The organism is Streptomyces aquilus, assembly GCF_003955715.1.
Lineage (GTDB): Bacteria > Actinomycetota > Actinomycetes > Streptomycetales > Streptomycetaceae > Streptomyces > Streptomyces aquilus.
The window spans coordinates 5,829,090-5,853,789 of sequence record NZ_CP034463.1 but is presented as its reverse complement, the minus strand read 5'-3'; the positions used below and the strand labels follow the sequence as shown (position 1 = coordinate 5,853,789).

The following is a 24,700-nucleotide window of genomic DNA, read 5'->3' as shown; positions in this document are numbered from 1 at the left end:
CAGTGAATATAGGGAGACCGCGATGAGCGCACCCGACGGCAGCCCGGTCGGCGCCGAACGCAGCATCGGCCAGTTGTTCGCCTCGGCGACGACCGAGATGTCCGCGCTGGTGCACGACGAGATCGCACTGGCCAAGGCGCAGCTCAAGCGGGACGTGAAGCGCGGCGCGACGAGCGGCGGCGCGTTCATGGTGGCCGGCGCGGTGCTGGTGTTCTCGCTGCCGATGCTGAACTTCGCGCTGGCGTACGGCATCCGGACCTGGAGCGACTGGAACCTCGCGGTCTGCTTCCTGCTGTCCTTCGCCGCCAACGTGCTCATCGCGGGCGTCCTCGCGCTGATCGGCGTGGTCTTCGCGAAGAAGGCCAAGCAGAGCGGCGGCGCGCAGAAGACCGCCGCGTCGATGAAGGAGTCGGCGAGCGTCCTGCAGAACGCCAAGCCGCACCCGCGGCCCGAGCTGCCGCAGGACCGTGTCCCGGAGGCCATCGAGGCTGTGGCACGCTCGTCGTCATGAGCGAGCCCGCCACCCCTTCGGCCGAATCCGTCGTACGGCCCGACGTCCTCGGTGACAGACCGCTGACCCACCGGGACGTCGCCGCCAACGGCGCGCGGTTCCACATCGCCGAGATGGGCGACGGACCGCTGGTGCTGCTGCTGCACGGCTTCCCGCAGTTCTGGTGGGCGTGGCGGCATCAGCTGCCCGCCCTCGCGGACGCCGGTTTCCGGGCCGTCGCCATGGACCTGCGGGGCGTCGGCGGCAGCGACCGCACCCCGCGCGGCTACGACCCGGCCAACCTCGCCCTCGACATCACCGGCGTGATCCGCTCGCTCGGCGAGCCGGACGCCGCGCTGGTCGGCCATGACCTGGGCGGATATCTGGCGTGGACGGCGGCGGCGATGCGGCCCAAGCTGGTGCGGCGGCTCGCGGTGTCCTCGATGCCGCATCCGCGGCGCTGGCGCTCGGCGATGCTCTCGGACGTCAAACAGACGCGCGCCGGGTCCTACATCTGGGGGTTCCAGCGCCCCTGGATCCCGGAGCGGCACCTCACCGCGGACGACGGCGCGCTGGTCGCCGAGCTGATCCGGGACTGGTCCGGGCCGGGCCTGCCGGACGACGACGCGGTGGAGACGTACCGCCGCGCGATGTGCATCCCGTCGACCGCGCACTGCTCGATCGAGCCGTACCGCTGGATGGTGCGCTCGATGGCCCGCCCGGACGGCATCCAGTTCAACCGGCGCATGAAGCGGCCGGTGCGCGTCCCGACGCTGCATCTGCACGGCTCGCTCGATCCGGTGATGCGGACCCGGAGCGCGGCCGGTTCCGGGGAGTACGTCGAAGCGCCGTACCGCTGGCGGCTGTTCGACGGACTCGGGCACTTCCCTCACGAGGAGGATCCGGTCGCTTTCTCCACGGAACTGATCAATTGGCTGAAAGACCCCGAACCCGATCGGTGACCGTCCGGACGCGCCCGGTATCCGGATCTGAACATCTGTCCTACGAACAGCCACTTGCCCGGCGCATAGGCCAATTGGGGGCCGTGGGGGCGGTTATCGACCTTGGGGCAGGGGCACACGTCGGGGTATGGGCTGGACGCACGACTACAGTGACGCAGCACGCTCCCGCCGCTCGGGCCACGGTCTGAGCCCCCACCAGCGAGGAGGTGCCCCGCAGGAGCAGGGAGCGGACCTCCGGGTGGGCATCCCGCGCATCCTGCGCCGCCGGGCCCGCTGGGTCTCGGTACGGCTGCGTCATCCCCGAGGCTGACGCACCCTCAAGCCCTCCCCGCGAGTCACAGCGCGCAGCTGTCGCTGTCCACCTGTTGGTTCGCGGTGCGCCCCTTGTCGATGTCCTCCCGGATCTCGTCCGCGGTCAGCGCGTACCCGGTGTCGGCGTTGTCGAGGGATTTGGCGAACACGACCCCGTACACCTCGCCTTCGGGCGTGAGCAGCGGGCCGCCGGAGTTGCCCTGGCGGACGGTCGCGTAGAGGGAGTACACATCGCGGTGCACGGTGCCGCGGTGGTAGATGTCCGGACCGTTGGCCGGGATGCGGCCGCGCACGCGCGCGGCACGGACGTCGTACGAGCCGTTCTCCGGGAAGCCGGCGATGATCGCGTCGTCACCGCTCACGGCGTCCGCGGCCGTGAACTTCAGGGCGGGCGCCTTCAGTTCGGGTACGTCGAGGACGGCGATGTCGCGCTGCCAGTCGTACAGGACGACCGTGGCGTCGTACTTCTGGCCCTCGCCGCCGATCTGGACAGTGGGCTCGTCGACGCCGCCCACGACATGCGCGTTGGTCATGACGCGGCGCTCGCCGAAGACGAAGCCGGTGCCTTCGAGGACCTTGCCGCAGCTCTGGGCGGTGCCCATGACCTTCACGATGGACTGCTTGGCCTTGGCGGCGACCGGGCTGCCCACGAGCGCGGGGTCCGGCGGCTGGACCTCCTTGATCGGCTCGTCGGAGAACGGGCTGAAGACCTGCGGGAAGCCGTTCTGCGCGAGGACCGAGGTGAAGTCCTTGAACCAGGTGTCGGCCGCGTCCGGCAGCGCCTCGGAGACACCGAGGAGCACCTTGGAGCCGCGGACCTCCTTGCCGAGGGTCGGCAGGGTGGTCTGGGCGAGGGCGGAGCCGATGAGCCAGGCCACGAGGAGCATCGCGACCACGTTGACCAGGGCGCCGCCGGTGGCGTCCAGGGCGCGGGCCGGGGACCACGTGATGTAGCGGCGGAGCTTGTTGCCGAGGTGGGTGGTCAGGGCCTGGCCGACGGAGGCGCAGACGATGACGACGACCACGGCGACGACGGCCGCGGTGGTGCTGACCTCCGACTTGTCGGTCAGGGCGTCCCAGATGACGGGGAGCACATAGACGGCGACGAGACCGCCGCCCAGGAAACCGATCACCGACAGGATGCCGACCACGAAGCCCTGGCGATAGCCGACGATCGCGAACCACACGGCGGCGACCAGCAACAGGATGTCCAGCACGTTCACCGGTTCAGGCCTCGCCTCATCACATGACACTGCACGGCAGACACCCTGTCATGACCGCCAGTCGAGCGGGACCTGCCTGTCCCGGTCCCAGGGGCGCTCCCAGCCGGAGTAATGCAGCAGCCGGTCGATGATTCCGGCCGTGAATCCCCAGACCAGGGCCGATTCGACCAGGAATGCCGGACCTCGGTGGCCGCTGGGATGGACGGTGGTGGCCCGGTTGTCCGGGTCCGTGAGATCCGCCACGGGGACGGTGAAGACACGGGCCGTCTCGTTGGGGTCGACGACCCCCACCGGCGTCGGCTCGCGCCACCAGCCCAGCACGGGCGTGACGACGAAGCCGCTGACCGGGATGTACAGCTTGGGCAGCACGCCGAAGAGCTGGACGCCGGACGGATCGAGACCGGTCTCCTCCTCGGCCTCGCGCAGCGCGGCCCGCAGCGGCCCGTCGCCCTGCGGATCGCCGTCCTCCGGGTCGAGGGCGCCGCCCGGGAAGGACGGCTGCCCGGCATGGGAGCGCAGCGAGCTGGCCCGCTCCATGAGCAGCAGCTCGGGCCCGCGCTCGCCCTCTCCGAACAGGATCAGGACGGCGGACTGCCGCCCCGCGCCGTTCGCCGGCGGCAGGAAGCGGCTCAGCTGCACCGGCTCGACCGTCTCCACGGCACGCACCACCGGGTCCAGCCAGTCGGGCAGGCCGTCCTTGCTCAGCGCCACGCTCCCCTGCGCGTTGCTCGCGTGCGTCATCGCCACCCCCGTTCCACCCGCTTCAACGCCCGGGCACCCACTGATCGTTCCGTCATCCGGCCCCCAGCGGCGGTGCCGCCTTGCCGCCCGCGTCCAGGTAGGACTGGGGCGGGTTGAGGCGCTGGCCCGGGAAGCCGCCCTTCTCGTACTTGAGGAGCTTCTTCGCCTTCTCGGGGTCCGTCTCGCCCTCGCCGTACGCCGGGCAGAGCGGGGCGATGGGGCAGGCGCCGCAGGCGGGCTTGCGGGCGTGGCAGATGCGGCGGCCGTGCCAGATGACGTGGTGGGAGAGGTCCGTCCAGTCGCTCTTCGGGAAGAGCGCGCCGATCGCGGCCTCGATCTTGTCGGGGTCGGTCTCGTCCGTCCACTGCCAGCGCCGCACCAGCCGCTGGAAGTGTGTGTCCACGGTGATGCCGGGCCGTCCGAAGGCGTTGCCGAGGACCACGAACGCGGTCTTGCGGCCGACGCCGGGCAGCTTGACGAGGTCCTCCAGCCTGCCGGGCACCTCGCCGCCGAACTGCTCCACCAGGGCCTTCGACAGCCCTATGACCGACTTGGTCTTGGCCCGGAAGAACCCGGTCGGGCGGAGGATCTCCTCGACCTCCTCGGGGTTGGCGGCGGCCAGGTCCTCGGGGGTGGGGTACTTGGCGAAGAGCGCGGGGGTCGTCTGATTGACCCTCAGGTCGGTGGTCTGGGCCGACAGGACCGTGGCGACGACGAGCTGGAAGGGGTTGGTGAAGTCCAACTCCGGGTGGGCGTACGGATAGACCTCGGCCAGTTCGCGGTTGATACGGCGGGCGCGGCGGACCAGGGCGGTGGCGGACTCGGCTCCGGCGGGCTTGACGGCCACCTTCTTCACCGGGGCGGCCTTCTTCACCGGAGCGCCCTTCTTCGCCGGGGCGGCCTTCTTCGCCGGGGCGGCCGTCTTCACAGCGACCTTCTTGGCGGCGGCCTGCTCCACGACCTCCGGGGCCTTCTTCACCGCGGCCTTCCTTGTCGCTTTTACGGCTTTCTTCGCTTTGCTCTTTCCGCCACCGGAGTTCTGTTCGCCCACAGCGGAATCCCGACGTACAACCACCCGCCCAGCCCCCTTGGCCTGTGCTCTCACCGGCGATTTGGACACCCGGCCAGCCTAAAGCCCGGCACCGACAATCGCCCCGGACCCAGGAGATCGGCCCCCGATTGGACCCCTGCCGCTTACCTCAGGACAGGTGTGCGGCATCCTTGTGACAGATCACACTGTTTGGACCGTCCGGCAAAACGGGGAGCACGGTCCCCTGGTACCAAGGGGGAGAAAGATCCCCTGAGCAGGTCGACAAGGAGAGAACTCGTGGACGACGTCCTCCGGCGCAACCCGCTCTTCGCGGCACTCGACGACGAGCAGGCCGCGGAGCTGCGCGCCTCCATGAGTGAGGTGACTCTCGCTCGCGGCGACTCCCTCTTCCACGAGGGCGACCCCGGCGACCGGCTCTACGTCGTCACCGAGGGCAAGGTCAAGCTCCACCGCACCTCCCCCGACGGCCGCGAGAACATGCTCGCCGTCGTCGGCCCCGGTGAGCTGATCGGCGAACTGTCGCTGTTCGACCCGGGTCCGCGCACGGCGACCGCCACCGCGCTGACCGAGGTCAAGCTGCTCGGCCTCGGCCACGGCGACCTCCAGCCCTGGCTGAACGTCCGCCCCGAGGTCGCCGGCGCCCTGCTGCGCGCCGTGGCCCGCCGGCTGCGCAAGACCAACGACCAGATGTCCGACCTGGTCTTCTCGGACGTACCCGGCCGGGTCGCCCGCGCGCTCCTGGACCTGTCCCGCCGCTTCGGCGTGCAGTCCGAGGAGGGCATCCACGTCGTCCACGACCTCACGCAGGAGGAGCTGGCCCAGCTGGTCGGCGCGTCCCGCGAGACGGTCAACAAGGCCCTCGCCGACTTCGCCCAGCGCGGGTGGCTCCGCCTGGAGGCGCGTGCGGTGATCCTGCTGGACGTGGAGCGGCTCGCCAAGCGCTCGCGCTGACCGCCGGGGGCCGGGGCCGGGGGCTGTCGCCCCCAGACCCCCGTTCGGCTCGAACGGCCTCGTCCGCAAACGCCGGACGGGCTGCTGTAGTTGTCCCATGTCTGAAAATGTGCCCTCCCAAGGTCTCGACCCGCAGGGCTACATCGCGCGCGAAGGCTCCCTCGCGCGCGTGCCGCACGCCTTCCGTCCCGTCGTCGCCCTGGCACGGGACCGGCTGCTGGACGTCTTCGGGTCCCGGCTGCACAGCGCCTACCTCTACGGCTCGATCCCGCGCGGCACCGCGCGCGTGGGCCGCAGCGACCTCGATCTGCTGGTCGCCCTGCGCGAGGAGCCCACGGAGGCCGACCGGGACGCCGTACGGGCCCTCGGGGACGCGCTCGACAAGGAGTTCCCGGAGATCGACGGCGTCGGGACGCTGCTCTACAGCCGGGCGCGGCTGCTGAGCGAGCCGGAGACCTACGACCTCGGCTGGTTCGTGGCCTGTCTGTGCACCCCGCTGCTCGGTGACGACCTGGCCGAATACCTGCCGCGCTACCGCCCCGACTCGCTCCTGGCCCGCGAGACCAACGGCGACCTCGCCCTGCTGCTCCCCCGCTGGCGCGCCCGTATCGAGGCCGCGGGCGACTCCGAGGAGGCCCTGCGCCCCCTCGTCCGCTTCATGTCCCGCCACCTCGTCCGCACCGGCTTCACCCTCGTCATGCCCCGCTGGAACGGCTGGACGAGCGACCTGGACGAGATGGCGGCGGCGTTCGGCAGGTACTACCCGGAGCGGGCCGAGCAGCTGCGCGAGGCGGCCGTACGCGGCCACGAGCCGGCCGGGGACCGCGCCGTCCTGATGTCGTACGTCGACGATCTGGGCCCGTGGCTCGCGGACGAGTACGCGCGCGTGCACGGCGTGAAGGCCCCCCGGCCGGACTGATCCGGGGCTAGATGAGCCCGTGCTCCTCCAGGTAGTCCATCTGTGCCCGCACCGACAGCTCCGCCGCCGGCCACAGGGAGCGGTCCACGTCGGCGTAGACGTGGGCGACGACCTGGGACGGGGTCCGGAAGCCGTCCTCCACCGCCGTCTCCACCTGGGCGAGCCGGTGGGCGCGGTGGGCGAGGTAGAACTCGACGGCGCCCTGGGCGTCCTCCAGGACCGGGCCGTGGCCCGGCAGGACCGTGTGGACGCCGTCGTCGACCGTGAGGGACCGCAGGCGGCGCAGGGAGTCCAGATAGTCGCCCAGGCGGCCGTCGGGGTGCGCCACGACCGTCGTGCCGCGGCCCAGGATGGTGTCGCCGGTCAGGACCGCCTGATCGGCCGGGAGATGGAAGCACAGGGAGTCGGAGGTGTGGCCGGGCGTCGGTACGACCCTCAGCTCCAGGCCGCCGACGGTCACGACGTCCCCGGCCGCCAGCCCCTCGTCGCCCAGCCGCAGCGCCGGGTCCAGGGCACGCACGCGCGTGCCGGTCAGCTCGGCGAACCGGGCGGCGCCCTCGGCGTGGTCCGGGTGACCGTGGGTCAGCAGGGTGAGCGCGACGCGCTTGCCGGCCTTCTCGGCGGTGTCGACGACATGGCGCAGGTGGCCCTCGTCGAGCGGTCCGGGGTCGACCACGACGGCCAGTTCGGAGTCGGGCTCGGCGAGGATCCAGGTGTTCGTGCCGTCCAGGGTCATCGCGGACGCGTTGGGCGCCAGCACGTTCACGGCTCGCGGGGTGGCGGGGCCGGAGAGGACCCCGCCCCGTGGCTGGCCGGGAAGGGCTGCTGCGTCGGTCATGCCGTGGCTCCCCCGGTCGGGATGTGCTTGGTGAACTCCTCGTGCCCCGGCCAGGACAGGACAATCTCCTCGCCGTCCAGCCTGGCCCGCGCCAGGACGGGGGTCAGGTCGCGGCCGGGCGCCGCCGCGAGCGCCTCGGCGGCGGCCGCGTACCCGGTCAGCTGGCGCAGTGTCGCGATCGTGGGCGGCATCATCAGCAGCTCGCCCTTGTCGTACGCCGAGGCCGCGTCCGCCGGTGCGATCCACACCGTGCGGTCCGCCTCCGTGGAGGCGTTGCGGGTGCGCTGGCCGGCGGGCAGGGCGGCGACGAAGAACCAGGTGTCGTAGCGGCGGGACTCGAACTCCGGGGTGATCCAGCGCGTCCACGCCCCGAGCAGGTCCGAGCGCAGGACCAGGCCGCGGCGCTCCAGGAACTCGGCGAAGGACAGGTCCCGGGCGACCAGGGCCTCGCGGTCGGCCTCCCAGTCCGCGCCGGTGGTGTCCCCGACCACCGAGTCGGGGGTCTCACCGGCGAGGAGGACGCCTGCCTCCTCGTAGGTCTCGCGGACGGCCGCGCAGACGATCGCCTGGGCCTCGGTCTCCGTGACGGCGAGCCTGCGCGACCACCACGCGCGCGTGGGGCCCGCCCAGCGGATCTGGTGGTCGTCGTCGCGCGGGTCGACGCCGCCGCCCGGATACGCGTACGCGCCTCCGGCGAAGGCCATGGAGGCGCGTCTGCGCAGCATGTGCACGGCGGGGCCGGCGGCGGTGTCCTTCAGGAGCATGACCGTGGCCGCGCGCTTGGGGACGACCGGGGTGAGGGTGCCCTCCGCGAGCGCACGGATGCGTTCCGGCCAGTCCTGCGGAAACCACTGCCCATTCGCCATGGGCGGAGGCTATCCCGTGGTGCGCGAATGTTCGAGAGGGGCCCGGAAGTGCGGCGATGCCGCCGTACGGGCCCGTAGGCGGCGCTCTACGCCTCCGTGAGCTCCACCTGGACCTCGACCTCCACCGGCGCGTCCAGCGGCAGCACGGCCACGCCCACGGCGCTGCGCGCGTGCACGCCCTTGTCGCCGAGGACCTCGCCGAGCAGCTCGCTGGCGCCGTTGATCACGCCGGGCTGGCCGGTGAAGTCCGCGGCCGAGGCCACGAACCCGACGACCCTCACCACGCGCGCGACCCGGTCCAGGTCACCGGCGACGGACTTGACGGCCGCCAGCGCGTTCAGGGCGCAGATGCGGGCCAGGTCCTTGGCCTCCTCCGCGGTGACCTCGGCGCCCACCTTGCCGGTGACCGGGAGCTTGCCCTCGACCATCGGCAGCTGGCCGGAGGTGTAGACGTACACCCCGGACCGCACGGCGGGCTGGTACGCGGCGAGCGGCGGCACCACCTCGGGCAGCGTCAGTCCGAGCTCGGCCAGCCGAGCCTCGACGGCGCTCACGCCTTCTCCCGCTTGAGGTAGGCCACCAGCTGCTCGGGGTTGTTCGGCCCGGGCACGACCTGGACGAGCTCCCAGCCGTCCTCGCCCCAGGTGTCCAGAATCTGCTTCGTCGCGTGCACGAGCAGCGGCACAGTCGCGTATTCCCACTTGGTCATGTGGCCGACTCTAGCCGCTGGCCCGACCCGGCTTCCCGGCCGTCGCCGCCGTCGCCACCCTCGCCGTCGCTGCCCACGGGCTCCGGCCGTCTTCGGCGCTTATCCACAGCCTGCTGCTTGACGCGCACGCCGAGTGGTTACGCTCGAAGACGTGAGCAGGCTCCAGGTCGTCAGCGGCAAGGGCGGAACCGGTAAGACCACGGTGGCCGCAGCCCTCGCGCTGGCCCTGGCCGAGGAGGGGAAGCGCACGCTTCTCGTCGAGGTCGAGGGCCGGCAGGGCATCGCACAGCTCTTCGAGACGGAGGCATTGCCCTATGAGGAACGGAAGATCGCGGTAGCACCCGGCGGCGGGGAGGTGTACGCCCTCGCCATCGACCCCGAACTGGCCCTTCTGGACTACCTCCAGATGTTCTACAAACTCGGCGGCGCGGGCCGCGCCCTGAAGAAGCTCGGCGCCATCGACTTCGCCACCACCATCGCACCCGGCCTCAGGGACGTGCTCCTGACCGGCAAGGCGTGCGAAGCGGTGCGCCGCAAGGAGAAGTCCGGGCGGTTCGCCTACGACTACGTCGTGATGGACGCGCCGCCCACCGGGCGCATCACCCGCTTCCTGAACGTGAACGACGAAGTGGCGGGGCTCGCCAAGATAGGGCCCATACACAATCAGGCGCAGGCCGTGATGCGGGTGCTGAAGTCGCCGGAGACGGCCGTGCACCTGGTGACGCTCCTGGAGGAGATGCCCGTCCAGGAGACCGCGGACGGCATCGCCGAGCTGCGGGCGGCGAAGCTGCCGGTGGGCCGGGTCATCGTGAACATGGTGCGCCCGGAGGTGTTGGACGCGGCCGAGCTGGAACTCGTACGCGGCACGGCTCGTTCTTCCTTCGCGCAGTCGCTGTCCGCCGCGGGACTCGGCGGGGCGCGGCGCGGCGGGCATGCCGAGCGGCTGGTGGACCCCCTCCTGGCCCAGGCCGAGGAGTACGCCGAGCGGTACGCGCTGGAGCACGAACAGCGCGCGGTGCTCGGCGAACTGGGCCTGCCGCTGCATGAGCTGCCGCTGCTCGCCGAGGGCATGGACCTGGCGGGCTTGTACCAACTGGCCAAGGAACTGCGGAAGCAGGGGATGTCATGAGCCCGGACGCCGAGCGGCAGCACCGCCTCTCCCCCGCGCGTGTGCTCGATCTCGACCCCCTGCTCGACGACCCGGCGACCCGCATCGTGGTGTGCTGCGGCTCGGGCGGCGTCGGCAAGACCACGACCGCGGCGGCGCTGGGGCTGCGGGCCGCCGAGCGGGGCCGCAAGGTGGTCGTGCTGACCATCGACCCGGCCCGCCGGCTCGCCCAGTCCATGGGGATCGACTCGTTGGACAACACCCCGCGCCGGGTGAAGGGCGTCGAGGGCGCCGGCGAGCTGCACGCGATGATGCTCGACATGAAGCGCACCTTCGACGAGATCGTCGAGGCGCACGCGGACCCCGCGCGGGCCTCCGTGATCCTGGGCAACCCCTTCTACCAGTCGCTCTCGGCGGGCTTCGCGGGCACGCAGGAGTACATGGCGATGGAGAAGCTGGGGCAGCTTCGCGCGCGGGACGAGTGGGACCTGATCGTCGTCGACACCCCGCCGTCCCGGTCCGCGCTGGACTTCCTGGACGCGCCCAAGCGGCTGGGGTCCTTCCTCGACGGCCGGCTGATCCGGCTGCTCACCGCCCCGGCCAAACTGGGCGGCCGCGCGGGGATGAAGTTCCTCAACGTCGGGATGTCGATGATGACCGGCACCCTCGGCAAGCTGCTGGGGGGCCAGCTGCTCAAGGACGTCCAGACGTTCGTCTCCGCGATGGACACGACCTTCGGCGGCTTCCGTACGCGCGCTGACGCCACGTACAAGCTGCTCCAGGCGCCCGGGACCGCCTTCCTGGTGGTCGCCGCGCCCGAGCGGGACGCCCTGCGCGAGGCCGCCTACTTCGTGGAGCGGCTCGCGGCCGAGGACATGCCGCTGGCGGGACTGGTGCTCAACCGGGTCCACGGCAGCGGCGCCGCCCGGCTGTCGGCCGAGCGGGCACTCGCCGCCGCGGAAGAGCTCGACCTCATGGGCGACCACGCCGCGGAAAATCTTGAGGAGTCCCGCATTGTCGATCAGGAGGACGGGAAAGCTGGTGTTCGTAACTCTCCCGACACAGACGGCAGTTCAGGTTCCCCCACCTCGAACCGCACCGTCCCACAACTCACCGCAGGCCTGCTGAGGCTGCATGCCGAGCGTATGCAGCTGCTCTCCCGCGAGCAGCGCACGCGCGACCGCTTCACCGCGCTCCACCCCGAGGTGGCGGTGGCAGAGGTGGCCGCGCTGCCCGGCGACGTCCATGACCTCGCGGGGCTGCGGGACATCGGGGCACGGCTCGCGGCCGGTCGGCCGGAGCTGCCCGAGACCACCGACGACTGAAGCCGGACCGACGGCGACACCGACGGCTGAGCCGTACTGCGACTGAGCCGGACCGCCGGCCGAGCCGCGGTGGGCTCAGCCCACCGCCGCGAAGTTCTCGTACACCTCGTCGTCGTCGAGGGGCAGGATGCCGACCCCTCGTTCGTACTCCAGGCGCGCTGTCTCCAGAAGCCGGCGCCACGAAGTGACCGTTGGCCGCCTGCGCAGCAGTGCGCGGCGCTCCCGCTCCGTCATGCCTCCCCACACGCCGAACTCGACGCGGTTGTCGAGCGCATCGGCCAGGCACTCGGTCCGCACCGGGCATCCGGTGCACACCGCCTTGGCCCTGTTCTGCGCTGCTCCTTGAACGAACAGTTCATCCGGATCGGTAGTGCGGCAGGCCGCCTGCGCACTCCAGTCGGTTACCCAGCCCATACCGGCGCCGTCCTCTCCCGAATCGAGGCTCCCCCACGGCGGCAGCGGCATATTCACCGCCGCCAGTTGAGGACGTTACGGAAGGTGGGCACAGCGCAACACCCCCTTCGGGCCCAATCTTGAATGGCCCGAACGGACTATGCGTAAGCGGCAGATCACCCGGGGGAGTGAGCCCGCGACATGCGCGACCATCCCGGCAAAGCGGGACAGTTCTGTTGAGTCACAACGGGCACCAGGTGACACACAAGGCGGATTCGGACACGCCCCCACCAGAAAGTCGGGGAACCTCCGGAACGATTCGGGGTCGCCGGACGTATTGATACGTGGCCGCACTGCTGTGACAGTTGAGAGCAGCTTAGGCCAAGGCCTGCGCGCGTGTCCGGCGAATGAGAAGGTAGGCCCTCTCTTTGCCATGCGCTCGAAACGGCCTGTGCACTTCGTCGAACGCTCATGAGTACGGATTAGGCTGCCCCCATGTCGAAGAAGCGCTCCGGTGGCGGTCTCTCCGCCACCCAGCAGGCCGCGAAGTTCCTCGGTGTCAGCGTGCTCTCGGGTGCGGTGCTGGCCGGCATCGCCCTGCCCGCCGTCGGCGCGCTCGGACTCGCGGCCAAGGGGTCGGTCGAGAGCTTCGACGAACTCCCGGCCAATCTGAAGACGCCACCGCTGAGCCAGCGCACCACGATCCTCGACGCCAAGGGCGGCACCATCGCCACGGTCTACTCCCGTGACCGCACGGTGGTGGAGCTCAAGGACATCTCGCCGTACATGCAGAAGGCGATCGTCGCGATCGAGGACTCGCGCTTCTACCAGCACGGCGCGGTGGACCTGAAGGGCGTGCTGCGCGCCCTCAACCAGAACGCCCAGAGCGGCGGGGTGGCCCAGGGCGCGTCCACCCTCACCCAGCAGTACGTGAAGAACGTCTTCGTGGAGGAGGCGGGCGACGACCCCACCAAGGTCGCCCAGGCCACCCAGCAGACCATCGGCCGCAAGATCCGCGAACTGAAGTACGCGATCCAGGTCGAGGAGGAGCTGGGCAAGAAGAAGATCCTCGAGAACTACCTGAACATCACGTTCTTCGGCCAGCAGGCCTACGGCATCGAGGCCGCCGCCCAGCGCTACTTCTCCACGTCCGCCAAGGACCTCACCCTCGCCCAGTCGGCGCTGCTCGCCGGCATCGTCCAGTCGCCGAGCCGGTACGACCCGGTCAACGACGAGGCGGAGGCCACCAAGCGCCGCAATGTGGTGCTCCAGCGCATGGCCGAGGTCGGCGACATCTCGCGGGCCGAGGCCGCCAAGGCGCAGCAGGAGAAGCTGGGCCTGAAGGTCAGCAAGCCGCGCAACGGCTGCATCACCGCGGTCGACGGCGCCGGCTTCTTCTGCGACTACGTGCGTAACGTCTTCCTCACCGACCCGGTCTTCGGCAAGACCAAGGAGGAGCGCGCCAAGATCTGGAACCAGGGCGGTCTGACGATCAGGACCACCCTCGATCCGCAGGCGCAGGACTCGGTCCAGGCCTCGCTCAAGGACCACGTCTACAAGTCGGACAAGGTCGCCGCCGCGGCCACCCTCGTCGAGCCCGGCACCGGCAAGATCGTGGCGATGGGGCAGTCGAAGCCGTACGGCACCAACGCCAAGCAGCACGAGACCGTGATCAACTACTCGGTCAACTACGGCATGGGCGGCTCCAACTTCGGCTTCCCGACGGGTTCGACGTTCAAGCCGTTCGTCGCGGCGGCCGCGCTGGAGGAGGGCCGCCCGGCCGACCAGGAGTACTCGTCGCCGTACCAGATGGAGTACCCGAGCCCCGTCCAGACCTGCGACAGCAAGCCGTGGGTCAACACCAACGGCGAGAAGCTGGAGAACGAGTCGGATTCGGAGCGCGGCCCCTACCGTCTGCGCAAGGCGATGGAGCTGTCGGTCAACACCTACTTCGTGCAGATGATCTCCGACATCGGCCTGTGCCCGGTGGTCAACATGACCAACAAGCTCCAGGTCGTCCAGGGCAACGGCGACAAGCTGCCCGAGGTCCCGGCCATCGCCCTGGGCTCCAAGGGCATCTCCCCGCTGACGATGGCGAGCGCGTACGCCGCCTTCGCCTCCCGCGGCATGTACTGCACGCCGGTCGCCATCGAGTCGATCACCCAGAAGGTCGGCCAGCAGAAGAAGTCGCTGGAGGTCCCCAAGTCGACCTGCTCGCGGGCGATGTCCGAGACGACCGCGGACACCATCAACCAGCTCCTCAAGGGCGTGGTCGACTCCGGCACCGGCAAGACGGCGGGCCTCACCGACCGCCAGAACGCCGGTAAGACGGGTACGACGGACTCCCGCAAGAACGCCTGGTTCGTCGGCTACACGCCGAACCTCTCGGGCGCGGTCTGGGTCGGCAGCGCCACCCAGAAGGTCGAGATGCATCAGATCTCCATCGGCGGCGAGTACTACGACCTCGTCTACGGCGGCAAGGTCCCGGGCCCGATCTGGAAGGACGCCATGACCGGCGCCCTCGCGGGCAAGGACGCCCCCGGGTTCAACTACGTCGAGATCCCGGAGCACAACAACCCGGACCCCGGTGACGGCAACGGGAACGGCGACGGCAACGGCAACGGAGACGGGAACAACGGAGACGGCAACAACGGCGGCACCGGCGACGGCGGCACCGACGGAGGCACGTTCCCGAACCCGACGATCTCGATCCCGGAGAACCTGTTCCAGGGGAACAACGGCAACGGCAACGGCGGCCGACGCGGGTAAGAAGCCCGGCCGAGCAGGCCGGCCGGGACACCGGCGACCGTGGTCCTGAGAAGGACCGTGATCCTGAGAAGGACCGTGATCCTGAGAAGGGGTCCGTCAGTTGGACATGGCGGGCCCCTTCTTCGTGCCTGCCCCGGCCCGTCGGTGCTGGCGTGATTACGACAACTTCGGCCGGTCCGTCGCCGTCTCATGTGGCGCCGACGACGATGGTGCGCATGGCTGGCGATCTTTCCCGACGACTGGTCTCCGACGAGCTGTGGGCCCTGACCGAGCCGTTGCTGCCGGCGTTCGCGTCCCGCAGGCAGGGCGGGGGCACCGCCCCCGTCGACGAGCGCGCGGTGCTCACCGCGGTGGTGTACGTGCTGACCAGCGGATGCGCCTGGCGGCTGCTGCCGCCCTGGCTCGGGGTCTCGCCGGCGACCGCGCACCGCCGCTTCACCGCCTGGACGGGGGCCGAGGTGTGGCGACGGCTGCACCGGGCCGTCACGCGGGGCGGACTCGCGGGCCCGGGTGAGTCCGACTGGGCCGCCGTGATCGTGCGGGCCGCGGCGGTGCGGACCGGGCAGGCACCCCCTCCGGCCGACCGGAGAACACGCGCGGAAAGCGCGCCACGCGAGACGGCCACGAAGGCGCAGAATTACTCAGCAATCCCCCAACTCGGGCACCGTCCATGCCCTTGACTCCGCAATTGCCGCGATGATCCTCTGACCATCACGCGCAGGAGGGGAGGAGTGATTCATGGGATTCCCGGACATCTCCGAGAGGCGAATACGTGGATTCCTGGCCGGTCCGGCGGCCGCGCTGGCGATTCTGGCCGGTGTCACCGCCTGCGGCTCGGGCACGGCCGGTGAAGAACGCGGGAAACCGGTCGCGGCGCATGAGGAAACCGAATCCCCTGTCCATCCGGCCAAGGGCCCGCTCGACATCGCCATGCGGAAAACAGCGGACGACCGCAAAGGGTTCTCGCTCCGCGATGCGACAGGCCTGAACCGATTTGTGAGTCCGGCTCACGCGAAGAAATTCAAGGTCTGCTTCGAGAAGGAGAAACCGAACCTCAGCGCGGTGATCCTCTTCGCGGTCCGGAATTCCGAGACCTGTCCCCGAGAAGTCGGCGCCGAGGCGAAAGCCGACGCAAAAGCCGACGCGACGCCGAACGTCGTGGGCACACAGCTCCGCAAGGCCGCCGACCAGCTCGTGCTGGCGGGCTACGCACCGCGGCACATCCACGTGGACATCAGCGGCAAAGCCGTGTCCAAGGAGCGTAGTTGGTCCTACGAGGTCTGCGGGCAGACCCCCGCGGCCGGCACTCCCTACTCGGCGGACCTGAGGCCACGACTGGTGATCTCGGCCTCCTGCCACCAGGGCTGAACCAGAAACCGACGGAACCACCACGAGAGCACGAAGGGGTATTCCCATGCGCAAGCTCGCACGCGCCGCGGCCGTACTTCCGATCATGGCGGCGCTCACCATCGGCATGACCGCGACCGCCGGGGCCGAGACGGACTGCACCGACTACTCCGACAACGGCGGCGCCAAGGCCACGTTCAAGGCGTACGGCGAACATCTCCTGGTCGACGACGTATTCGCCGACGGGCACTCCGCCATCGGCGGAATCGAGATCTACGGCGACGGTCACTACTTCTACTGGAACCGGATGGGCGCGGACGGCGGCGTCCGCGACGTCGACCTCGACATCGCCGAGGGGACGAGCGTCGTCATCAACGCCTGGCTCGGCAACTGGGACGGCACCACCACGGGCGGAATCGACTTCGGTTCCAATGCCGTCTCGAACTGCCACGGTGTCGCCTGACCTCCGTCATCCCCTGGCCCGACAGAAGAGAAGAAGGGAAGCGTGACGACCATGCGCAGAACTCTCGCGACCACGGCCGCCCTCGCACTGTCGTTCACCGGCCTCAGCATGGCCACGGCCCCCGGCGCCTTCGCCGCCCCGGAGGCAGCCGCCGAGTACGGCTGTCCGGGGACGCTGATCGACACGTACAACACACCCGCGACCGGCGAGGTGTGGGCGCAGCTGCGGCTGTACTACTCCTCGGCGAACGGCGGCACCAACTGTGCCGTGCTGCTGGCGAAGAAGTACTACGGCACGACCCACTACATGGAAGTGGGCATCAACATCTCCGGGAGCAGCAACAACAAGCTCGACTACGGCGCGTACAAGTACTACGCCGGGCCGGTCTCGGTGACCTCGACCAACGGGCACTGCATCGACCTCAGCGGGGCCGAGGACAACGGAGGCGTGTGGGCGGGCCGGAGCCTGAACCGGGTCCACTGCGGATGACGGTGCGACGCTGACATCGAGGAAGGGGCCCGGCGGATGCCGGGCCCCTTCCTCGATGTCGTCGGCTCACCCCTTGCCGCTCGCCGATAACAGCCCCAGTTCCTGGGCGCGAGCCCCCAGCGCGACCCGTCCGCTGACCTGCCAGCGGGTCATCAGATTTCGCATACGGCGCTGAACCGTGCGGTGCCCGAGGCCCACTCGCCGCCCGATGGCGGCCTCCCCCAGGCCTTCACACAACAACCGCAGAATGCGCAACTCGACTTCGTCTATCACCGGCGGGTGATCCATCCGAGGCCCCCCATGAGCACGTAGCCACCAGTTCACCTGTGAACGACCATAGGTCGCCCTGTGCCCTCTCCATAGATGCACAAAGTTGATCAGGTGCACCAACCCGACATTTAGTGCGGCGTAATTGCGCCACGCACAGTCGGGCCTGCGTGTTTGCCGGGACTTTACGCCCCCTTGGTCAGATTTATTCGACTGCCGTTGTCAGTGGCACTTCCTAAACTGGCCACGCAGTCGACCGAGCCGACTCAGGGGAGGGCGAATTGACTATTACGCCGGAATCTGAAGCGAGTGCCGAAACGCCGTACATCGACATCGATGACCGAAGAATTCTGAATCTGCTGTACCTGGGGCTCAACGACGCCTCCATCGGGCGCCGCCTGGGAATGGGCCACCGCACGGTGCAGCGCAGAGTACAGCGCCTCATGGACCGTCTCGACGTCGTCGGACGGGTGGCCCTGGGCGCCCGCGCGCAGGAACTCGGCCTGCTGCCCCCGGCCGCTAGGGAATGAGGAAGGCCACGAAGAGGCCCAGCGGCAGGATCACCGTCGCGGCCGCCATCAGCCAGCCCGCCCTCCATGAGCTGCTGTCGCCCACCTTGACGCAGAACAGCGACATGAGAACCACGTAGACGGTCATCGGCACGAGCAGGATGCCGGCACCCACGGTCCGCTCCTTTCCGCCAGTGCGCCCGGGACCGCCGCCAGAGCGGCCCCGGGCGCATCCGGTCCTACGCCCTACGGCGTGTAGTTGTCGAGGAATCCCGTGGTCGCGGCGTCGCAGTGCACGACACCGGCCGGACGGGCCCCGGGTCCGTCACCGACGATCGGCACGGGCGCGTCGATGGCCCACGGGTTGCCGCCGCTGCCGCGGTCGGTCGCGTCGCACTTCCCGTAGGCGTTGCCGCCGATGCTGTTGACGCCGGGAACGTTGGAGAAGTTCCCCCAGTCTCCCAACCGGATCCGCGTGTTGGACGGCCGGCCGAGGTTGTCGGTCATCCGGTCGTCGACATACAGGTACAGGTCGGGCATGTAGCTCTGCCAGACGATGCCGTTGGCCGGCGTCGCGTCCCGGTTCTCCACGAGGTGGGTCGGCTTGACGCTGCCGTCCGCGCAGAACGCCGCCGCGATGTCCTGCCAGATCGGCGGGGCATTGCCGATCTGGCTGCCGAAGATGTTGTTGTCCCCGCTGTTCTTGAAGAACATCGAGTAGATGTCACCGGCGAAGTTCCGGATCATGATGTTGGTCTCGGGATGGGCCTTCACCTTGTCCACCCACGCCTTGACGTTGTCGTTGATGTACTTGTGGGCGATCATCGGCCGGTAGCCGTGCACACCGCCGCCGACCGCCCGGAAGTCCACGCAGGTGTTGTCCGAGTTCAGCCGCGCTCCCCGGAAGTGCGGGAAGAACACCTGCCCCGGGGTGTCGCCGTCGGTGTACGGATGGGCGGTGATGTCCTTGCCGTACTCGAGGGCGTCCTGCGTGACGTAGTCGATGTCGGGCTTGGTGATGCCGTAGTCCGACTCGATGGCCTGGATGATGTCGGTCACGAAGTGCGGCAGATGCGCGTTGCCGATCCGGACCTGGTAGTCGCCCGACTCGCTCCCCGAGACGATCTTCCCGGTGGAGTCGTCGACGATGAAGCTGACCTCGACATCACTCTTGATCTTGTAGCTGTTGTCGCCCTTGAGGGCCACGCTCGCTGGCAGTGACGCGTCCGGCCGTTCGTTGGACATGGCCATCCACACCGGGATGGACATGGAGGGCGCCGTTCCGTCGGCTCTCGGCGTCCAGCCGCCCGCCTTGATGTCCTTGTACCACTTCTCCGCGGCGTCATAGGTCCGCTGCCCGCTGCACTCGCCCACCGGCACGACCGTGGGGCAGCGCGCGGCGCCGGTGATGCCGACCGTGTCCGCCCCGGGGTTGTCCCAGCGCGGCCCCTGGTAGGCCAGGCCCATGCCCCAGTCGTACAGGGTCTTCATGCTGCGCAGCGGCGTGTAGAACTCCTCCGGCAGGTTCCCGTTGAGGTTCTGGTTGGAGTCGAAGATCGCCGCCGCGGTCAGGGTCCGCTCCACGTACCGCCCGCTGATCGGCTGCACGGCCACGGCGTCGTACGCGAGGTCCTTGTCCCCGGTGCCGTCCTGCGTGATGGTCGACAGCGTGACCTTGGGCTTGTCGTTGAACATGAACGCGCCGAGGGCCACCCAGCGGTTGGAGCTGCCGTTCTGGTTGATGCCCCGGGTCTTGACCCCCTTCGCCGTGTGGATCTTGTACACGGCGTACTTGACCTGCGCCCCGTGGTCGGGCAGGTGCACCCAGATCTTCGCGGGCCCGTTGACCGCCTGGCCCAGCGTCCAGGTGCCGGTGATCTTCAGCCGTTCGCCCTTGGCGCCCTGCGAGCGGTCGTGGCCGAAGTAGAAGTGCCCGCCGAAGCCGGCGCCGAGCTGGTGCAGGTCGACCTTGGCCGGCCAGACGGCGGAGATGGTCTGCCCGTCATGGGCGAGCCCCGCCTCGCCGTCACCGAAGTCGAGCGAGAAGCTGCCCTGGTTCGTCCAGTCGCTGTTGGCGCAACCGGGCCGGACCGACGGGGTACCGCCGGGCAGGTCGTCGATGATCATCGCGTCCGAAGGCAGCCCGGAGCGGCTGCACTTGGGCGGGTAGGCGGTGCCGTCCGCCTGCTCGGCATCGTAGTCGGGCGAGGTGAAGCGGAAGAGCTCGTTGCCGCACGAGTACGAGCAGTCGGTCTTCCAGCTCACGGACTGGTGGTACCAGCACTTGAAGTCGTCACGGGTGCAGGGCCCCGCGCCCGGCTCGTTCGCCGCGCCGTCGCCGATCTTCGACGGCTCGCACCAATTGTACGGGCCGCAGAACAGGTCCTCCGGCGGCTTGACCTTGGCACGGTTGTACTTGGCCGAGCCCTGGACGGTGGCGTCCTCGCCGGTGCCGTTCCACCAGGCGGCGCGGAACGCGGCCACCATCGTGCCCGGTGACTCGATGAAGGACGGCGGGTGGGCGGCGAAGCCCAGCACCTTCTCCGGGTACGGCCAGTTCTGCGGGCGGGCGGCGGCCGAGGCGTCCTCGTTGCCGAGCCGGTCCTCCATGAACGGCATCCGGCCGGCGTCCCATTCGGGGTTGGCGGGGTTGTTGGCCCAGCCCACGCCCCAGGGCTCGTTGCCGTTGACGTTCTCGTAGAAGCCGGAGTTGTACGCCCACAGCGCGAAGAACCAGTTCTCCAGCTTGGTCGGGTCACCGTTGTGGACGACGAGTCCGGCCTTACGCGTCTGGTTCCACTTGTCGACCAGGATCTGCAGGCCGGCGGCTATGTTCGCGGCGTAATCGAGGGCCACGGCGCGCTGCTTGTCGTAGTCCCAGGCGGTGCCGCCCTTGCCGTGTTCCCGGCCGGCGAGGCGCATGTGGTCGGTGACCTGGGTGACGCCGTAGCCGCAGTCGGCCTCGGACCAGTCGACGTCCCAGTCGTTGTCGGTGTTGCCGTCGTAGTAGTCGATGCCGTAGAAGTTCCCGATCAGCGGGCTGCCCGTGACACCGGGCACCGCCGAACGGGCGGCCTGCCACATGTTCGACTCCTGCGTGGTGATGCCGAGCAGCACCTGCGCGGGCACCCGGCCGCCGCCCTCCAGGATCGGGTTCTGGAAGAGGGTCTGCGGCGCGTACGCCGGCATCCCGAGGTTCTTCCAGTTCGCCGGACGGGAGGCGCCGAGGTTCAGCTTCCCGGTGACGGCCTTGTCGACGGCCCACTCCACCTGGCGGGGCTTGGGCTGCATCGCCTGGTTGTGCGGGTCGTTGCGGGGCACGGAACAGGTGCGCTCCGATTCGACGACCTCGGTACGGGTGCCGGTGACGTCGCCGGGGTCGTCGGCGGAGAGGGGTTGTGTGGCGAGGGAGTTGGTGCGCATCCCGTCTTCGTCAGCGGAAAGGGGTTGTGTGGCGCGGGAGTTCGCGCGCATCCCGCTTTCATCGGCGGAAAGGGGTTGTGTGGCAGTGGAGTTCGCGCGCATCCCGCTTTCATCGGCGGAAAGGGGTTGTGTGGCAGTGGAGTTCGCGCGCATCCCGCTTTCATCGGCGGTCCCCTTGGCGGCCCTGCCCAGCAGCGGCGACGGCGTGCGCGAGGTCTCCCACTGCGCCGACCTGGACTTCAGCGGCGTCACCACGAACTCGGCCCGCTCACCGCTGTCCCGGACCGTCGCCGTGACGTTCACCGGCCGGGCGTCGAGCGCCGAGTCGGGCTGGAGGTACTTCGGCGAGCCCTTGCCGTCCGCCCACTCGGTGTGCTGGACGATCGCAGCGCCCTTGGTGGAGAGGGTCGCGTCCTTGTCGGCCCCGGCCAGCCGGGTGACGGTCCGCGGCAGACTCTTCGCCGCCTTCACCCCGCCGGTGAGATAGACCTGGCCACCGCGCCGGGCCAGCCCGGTGTCACCGAGCGGCCCCGCGCCGAGCCGCGTGACCCTGTTGTCGGCCCAACGCCGTACCAGGGCGGTCTCGTTCTCCTTGAGACTGTCGCGCTGCACCCGCTCCAGGAACACATAACCGCCGTCGCCGTCCCGGCTGACGCGGTACGGCACGGTGCCCGTGGTGGCGAGCTTCTTCTTACGCCCCTTGCCGTCGATCTCGACCAGGGCCCGCCCGGACGCGGCGGCGATCTTCCCGTCGCCACCCGGCACGGACGAGGTGATCTGTCCGTCCACCACAACGGGCTTGTCCGTCCCGCCCGTTGCCGCGTCGACCCGGATCAGCCGGGTCTGCTTCTTGTCCTCCCCCGGCGACTGCGTCAGCACCGCGGTCTCGCCGGTGCCGCACCCCGGGTTGTAGTACGACAGCGAGGCATTGACCTTCAGCTTCGTCACCACACCGGTGACCAGGTCGACCACGGCCGTGAAACCGCCGCGCGCCATCAGCTTCGGGTCGTTGGTGAACGTGCGCGGCGCGTACACGACCACCGCGCGCTTCCCCGACCCGGTGACACACACATTGCCGATCCACTGGTCCGCGTCGAAGCCCGGCTCGGCCAGCGACGCCAGCGTCTTCCACGCGTAACCGCTCTTCTCCGTCGCGGTCAGCAGATGGAAGCCCTGCGCGTCACCGGTCGTGGTCCAGGCGATGTCCGCGGACGACTTGTAGTCGTCACCGAGCACTTCGGCACGGTCGCCCGGGGGCACGGAGTCCGGGCCGGGCTCGGTCGGTGAACCGGTCGTGGCGCCGGCTGGGGAGTCGCCTGCGGCGCCGACTGCGGTGCCGGCTGCGGTGCCGAGTGCGGGGTTCTCCTCGGCCGACGCCGTGACCTGGAGCAGCCCGGCCAGGATCCCGCCCGCCGCCATGAGGGCCAGCGGCGCTCTTGCTCGTCTGAGTCCTTGTCTGGGGCTCAACCACTCGTCCTTTCCTGCTTCCTGATACGCGTGCCTGGGCAGCACGGATCGTCCGGCCCGCGAACGTGCGGGGTGGGGCCGGAAGTTGGGGGGAGGGTGCGTATGCGGAGAGGGGTGTGGGCGGTGGCGTACGGCGTGAGCGGCGGCGGGGGTACGGCCTTGGCGTTTGTGGTGCGAAATCCCGCTGATACGGGCCTTGTTGATGCGTTATTCGATCAGAGGCGGAGCGGGCGTCTCAATGGACGCAGGGGAATTGACGTCATTACGCCAGGCCCGGGGAGGAGGGCGGGGGAAACGTGGAAAGCCCCGCTCTCCTCTCCTGGGGAGGGGGAGGGCGGGGCTTTCGGGTGTTCTTGGTTGTTCTCCAGTGCTCCCGGTTGTTCTCAGCCCGCGAGCAGCAGCGTCTCAGCCTGCGAGCACATCCTCAGCCGAGCAGTGCAGGTGGTTTCTCAGCCGAGCAGTGCAGGTGGTTTCTCAGCCGGCCAGTGCAGGTGGTTTCTCAGCCGGCCAGTGCAGGTGGTTTCTCAGCCGGCCAGCAGCTTCTTCACCGTGGCGGCGACGCGGCCGCCCTCCGCGAGACCCGCGACCTTCGGGTTCACGATCTTCATGACCGCGCCCATGGCCCGCGGCCCCTCGGCGCCCGCCGCCTTCGCCTCCTCGACGGCCTGGACGACGATGTCGTTCAGCTCCTCGTCGGACAGCTGCTTGGGCAGGTACTCGGCGAGGACCTCGCCCTCCGCCTTCTCCCGCTCGGCGCTCTCGGCGCGACCACCCTGCGCGAAGGCGTCCGCGGCCTCGCGGCGCTTCTTCGCCTCCTTGGCGATCACCTTGAGGACCTCGTCGTCGGAGAGCTCGCGCTTCTCCTTGCCCGCGACCTCTTCCTTGGTGATCGCGGCGAGCGTCAGCCGGAGCGTCGAGGAGCGGAGCTCGTCGCGCTCCTTGATCGCGGCGTTGAGGTCTTCGTGCAGCTTCGACTTGAGCGTGGTGGTCATGGGTCCGATTCTCGCAGGTGTACGACGCGGGACGCCCGTGCATTTACGGGAACACGGGCGGCTGGTCAAGGGGACGCCCACGGTCTGACACGATGGAGGCATGCGCGCGCGATACGGAGTTCCCTTGGGAATGGCGGCGGTTGGCGCCGCCGGCTTGCTCTACTCGGCGGGATTCGAGGCCCGTTCCTTCCGCCTGCGACGGGTGACGGTCCCCGTCCTCCCCGCCGGCATGCGGCCCCTGCGGGTGCTCCAGGTCTCCGACATCCACATGGTCGGCGGCCAGCGCAAGAAGCAGCGCTGGCTGCGATCGCTGGCGGGGCTGCGCCCGGACTTCGTGATCAACACGGGCGACAACCTGTCGGACCCGGAGGGTGTGCCGGAGGTGCTGGACGCGCTGGGCCCGCTCATGGAGTTCCCGGGGGCGTACGTCTTCGGCTCCAACGACTACTACGGCCCGCGCCCCCGCAACCCCGCCCGCTACCTCCTGGAGAAGGCCAGCGGTCGGCACGGCCTGAACGGCAACCCGCCCGCTGTCGGCGTGGTCCACAACCCGTGGGAGGACCTGCGGGACGGCTTCGACGCGGCGGGCTGGCTCAACCTGACGAACACGCGCGGCACGCTGAAGGTCGAGGGTGTGTCGGTCGAGCTGACGGGACTGGACGACCCGCACATCAAGAGGGACCGGTACGCGGAGGTGGCGGGCGGTCCGTCGTCCGCGGTGGACTTCTCGATGGGCGTGGTGCACGCGCCGTACCTGCGCGTCCTTGACGCGTACGCGGCCGACGCCTACCCCCTGATCCTGGCGGGCCACACGCACGGCGGCCAGCTGTGCATCCCCTTCTACGGCGCCCTGGTCACCAACTGTGACCTCGACACGGACCGGGTGAAGGGCCTGTCGACGCACACGGCGGAGGGCAGGACGTCGTACCTCCACGTCTCGGCGGGCTGCGGCACGAATCGGTACACACCGGTGCGGTTCGCGTGTCCGCCGGAGGCTACGTTGCTGACGCTGGTGGGACGGGAGCAGGGCTGACGCCGGCTGGCGGGTTGAGCGCGGGGGCGTGGGGGCGCGGCCTGTCGCTGACT

Annotated in this window: 26 protein-coding genes; 14 read left to right on the top strand and 12 right to left on the bottom strand. The window is 69.7% G+C overall.

Annotated elements, in window-relative coordinates; all coding sequences use genetic code 11:
• Window positions 1-22: 22 nt before the first annotated feature.
• The 3 genes from EJC51_RS26900 (at window position 23) to EJC51_RS48865 (ending at window position 1,762) form a co-directional block, all read left to right on the top strand.
• Window positions 23-511: a phage holin family protein gene (locus tag EJC51_RS26900; protein ID WP_126273440.1), complete on the top strand. Its 489-nt coding sequence runs from the start codon at window positions 23-25 to the stop codon at window positions 509-511.
• Window positions 508-1,452, top strand: coding sequence for an alpha/beta fold hydrolase (locus EJC51_RS26895; RefSeq protein ID WP_126273439.1), 945 nt, complete (start codon window positions 508-510; stop codon window positions 1,450-1,452). Before EJC51_RS26900 ends, EJC51_RS26895 begins: the two co-directional genes overlap by 4 nt.
• A gap of 127 nt (window positions 1,453-1,579) precedes the next feature.
• The gene (locus tag EJC51_RS48865) at window positions 1,580-1,762 is read left to right on the top strand and encodes a hypothetical protein (protein ID WP_079083232.1); all 183 of its coding nucleotides are present in this window, start codon (window positions 1,580-1,582) and stop codon (window positions 1,760-1,762) included.
• Between the two features lie 25 nt (window positions 1,763-1,787).
• Here the strand turns inward: EJC51_RS48865 and EJC51_RS26885 are convergent, their stop codons facing one another.
• The 3 genes from EJC51_RS26885 to nth are packed head-to-tail and all read right to left on the bottom strand — an operon-like array spanning window position 1,788 to window position 4,779.
• A complete protein-coding gene (locus tag EJC51_RS26885; RefSeq protein ID WP_126273438.1) occupies window positions 1,788-2,987 on the bottom strand; it encodes a MarP family serine protease in 1,200 nt (399 codons plus the stop codon).
• A 48-nt stretch (window positions 2,988-3,035) separates the two neighbouring features.
• Window positions 3,036-3,728 carry an NUDIX hydrolase gene (locus EJC51_RS26880; RefSeq protein WP_126273437.1) on the bottom strand — a complete coding sequence of 231 codons (693 nt, stop codon included), beginning with the start codon at window positions 3,726-3,728 and terminating at the stop codon, window positions 3,036-3,038.
• 52 nt (window positions 3,729-3,780) lie between these two features.
• Complete coding sequence (gene nth / locus EJC51_RS26875) at window positions 3,781-4,779, bottom strand: endonuclease III (protein WP_126273436.1); 999 nt, start codon at window positions 4,777-4,779, stop codon at window positions 3,781-3,783.
• 276 nt (window positions 4,780-5,055) lie between these two features.
• On the opposite strand from nth, the gene EJC51_RS26870 reads away from it, so the two are divergent.
• Window positions 5,056-5,730, top strand: a complete 675-nt coding sequence (locus tag EJC51_RS26870) for a Crp/Fnr family transcriptional regulator (protein WP_058924095.1) — start codon at window positions 5,056-5,058, stop codon at window positions 5,728-5,730.
• Between the two features lie 97 nt (window positions 5,731-5,827).
• Complete coding sequence (locus EJC51_RS26865) at window positions 5,828-6,649, top strand: nucleotidyltransferase domain-containing protein (protein WP_126273435.1); 822 nt, start codon at window positions 5,828-5,830, stop codon at window positions 6,647-6,649.
• 7 nt (window positions 6,650-6,656) lie between these two features.
• Here the strand turns inward: EJC51_RS26865 and EJC51_RS26860 are convergent, their stop codons facing one another.
• The 4 genes from EJC51_RS26860 to sp36 form a co-directional block, all read right to left on the bottom strand.
• Window positions 6,657-7,487, bottom strand: coding sequence for an MBL fold metallo-hydrolase (locus EJC51_RS26860; RefSeq protein ID WP_126273434.1), 831 nt, complete (start codon window positions 7,485-7,487; stop codon window positions 6,657-6,659).
• Window positions 7,484-8,353 carry an NUDIX hydrolase gene (locus tag EJC51_RS26855; protein WP_126273433.1) on the bottom strand — a complete coding sequence of 290 codons (870 nt, stop codon included), beginning with the start codon at window positions 8,351-8,353 and terminating at the stop codon, window positions 7,484-7,486. The genes EJC51_RS26860 and EJC51_RS26855 overlap by 4 nt, the downstream gene beginning before the upstream one ends.
• An 86-nt stretch (window positions 8,354-8,439) precedes the next feature.
• Entirely contained in the window at window positions 8,440-8,907 is a 468-nt protein-coding gene (locus tag EJC51_RS26850; RefSeq protein WP_126273432.1) for a RidA family protein, read from the bottom strand.
• Entirely contained in the window at window positions 8,904-9,062 is a 159-nt protein-coding gene (gene sp36, locus EJC51_RS26845) for a Sp36 family protein (protein WP_003967454.1), read from the bottom strand. Before sp36 ends, EJC51_RS26850 begins: the two co-directional genes overlap by 4 nt.
• 151 nt (window positions 9,063-9,213) lie before the next feature.
• Here sp36 and bagA point away from each other — a divergent pair, with 151 nt between their 5' ends.
• Window positions 9,214-10,191 carry an ATPase BagA gene (gene bagA / locus EJC51_RS26840; protein WP_126273431.1) on the top strand — a complete coding sequence of 326 codons (978 nt, stop codon included), beginning with the start codon at window positions 9,214-9,216 and terminating at the stop codon, window positions 10,189-10,191.
• The gene (gene bagB / locus EJC51_RS26835) at window positions 10,188-11,495 is read left to right on the top strand and encodes an ATPase BagB (RefSeq protein WP_126273430.1); all 1,308 of its coding nucleotides are present in this window, start codon (window positions 10,188-10,190) and stop codon (window positions 11,493-11,495) included. The genes bagA and bagB overlap by 4 nt, the downstream gene beginning before the upstream one ends.
• 75 nt (window positions 11,496-11,570) lie before the next feature.
• Here the strand turns inward: bagB and wblA are convergent, their stop codons facing one another.
• A complete protein-coding gene (wblA, locus tag EJC51_RS26830; protein WP_207924815.1) occupies window positions 11,571-11,909 on the bottom strand; it encodes a WhiB family transcriptional regulator in 339 nt (112 codons plus the stop codon).
• 474 nt (window positions 11,910-12,383) lie between these two features.
• On the opposite strand from wblA, the gene EJC51_RS26820 reads away from it, so the two are divergent.
• The 5 genes from EJC51_RS26820 to EJC51_RS26800 all read left to right on the top strand — a co-directional run bounded on the left by EJC51_RS26820 (window position 12,384) and on the right by EJC51_RS26800 (window position 16,956).
• Entirely contained in the window at window positions 12,384-14,657 is a 2,274-nt protein-coding gene (locus EJC51_RS26820; protein WP_126273429.1) for a transglycosylase domain-containing protein, read from the top strand.
• 215 nt (window positions 14,658-14,872) lie between these two features.
• Window positions 14,873-15,337 (top strand): transposase, encoded by a 465-nt coding sequence (locus tag EJC51_RS48275; protein ID WP_207924808.1) that lies wholly within the window; start codon window positions 14,873-14,875, stop codon window positions 15,335-15,337.
• A gap of 58 nt (window positions 15,338-15,395) precedes the next feature.
• A complete protein-coding gene (locus tag EJC51_RS26810) occupies window positions 15,396-16,025 on the top strand; it encodes a hypothetical protein (protein WP_126273428.1) in 630 nt (209 codons plus the stop codon).
• Between the two features lie 46 nt (window positions 16,026-16,071).
• The gene (locus EJC51_RS26805) at window positions 16,072-16,467 is read left to right on the top strand and encodes a hypothetical protein (protein WP_126273427.1); all 396 of its coding nucleotides are present in this window, start codon (window positions 16,072-16,074) and stop codon (window positions 16,465-16,467) included.
• A 51-nt stretch (window positions 16,468-16,518) separates the two neighbouring features.
• Window positions 16,519-16,956: a hypothetical protein gene (locus EJC51_RS26800; RefSeq protein WP_126273426.1), complete on the top strand. Its 438-nt coding sequence runs from the start codon at window positions 16,519-16,521 to the stop codon at window positions 16,954-16,956.
• 66 nt (window positions 16,957-17,022) lie between these two features.
• Here EJC51_RS26800 and EJC51_RS26795 read toward each other — a convergent pair whose 3' ends face one another.
• The gene (locus EJC51_RS26795; protein WP_126273425.1) at window positions 17,023-17,244 is read right to left on the bottom strand and encodes a LuxR C-terminal-related transcriptional regulator; all 222 of its coding nucleotides are present in this window, start codon (window positions 17,242-17,244) and stop codon (window positions 17,023-17,025) included.
• A gap of 260 nt (window positions 17,245-17,504) precedes the next feature.
• On the opposite strand from EJC51_RS26795, the gene EJC51_RS26790 reads away from it, so the two are divergent.
• On the top strand, window positions 17,505-17,753 hold the full coding sequence (locus tag EJC51_RS26790; protein WP_244362864.1) for a helix-turn-helix domain-containing protein: 249 nt from the start codon (window positions 17,505-17,507) through the stop codon (window positions 17,751-17,753).
• Here EJC51_RS26790 and EJC51_RS47835 read toward each other — a convergent pair.
• From EJC51_RS47835 to EJC51_RS26780, 3 genes are all read right to left on the bottom strand, one after another.
• A complete protein-coding gene (locus EJC51_RS47835; protein WP_166682907.1) occupies window positions 17,743-17,907 on the bottom strand; it encodes a hypothetical protein in 165 nt (54 codons plus the stop codon). The two genes, EJC51_RS26790 and EJC51_RS47835, sit on opposite strands and share 11 nt — an antisense overlap.
• Window positions 17,908-17,978: 71 nt before the next feature.
• Window positions 17,979-22,622 (bottom strand): golvesin C-terminal-like domain-containing protein, encoded by a 4,644-nt coding sequence (locus tag EJC51_RS26785; protein ID WP_126273424.1) that lies wholly within the window; start codon window positions 22,620-22,622, stop codon window positions 17,979-17,981.
• 524 nt (window positions 22,623-23,146) lie between these two features.
• Window positions 23,147-23,614: a GatB/YqeY domain-containing protein gene (locus tag EJC51_RS26780; RefSeq protein ID WP_126273423.1), complete on the bottom strand. Its 468-nt coding sequence runs from the start codon at window positions 23,612-23,614 to the stop codon at window positions 23,147-23,149.
• Between the two features lie 100 nt (window positions 23,615-23,714).
• On the opposite strand from EJC51_RS26780, the gene EJC51_RS26775 reads away from it, so the two are divergent.
• Window positions 23,715-24,647: a metallophosphoesterase gene (locus EJC51_RS26775; RefSeq protein WP_126273422.1), complete on the top strand. Its 933-nt coding sequence runs from the start codon at window positions 23,715-23,717 to the stop codon at window positions 24,645-24,647.
• Window positions 24,648-24,700: the final 53 nt, after the last annotated feature.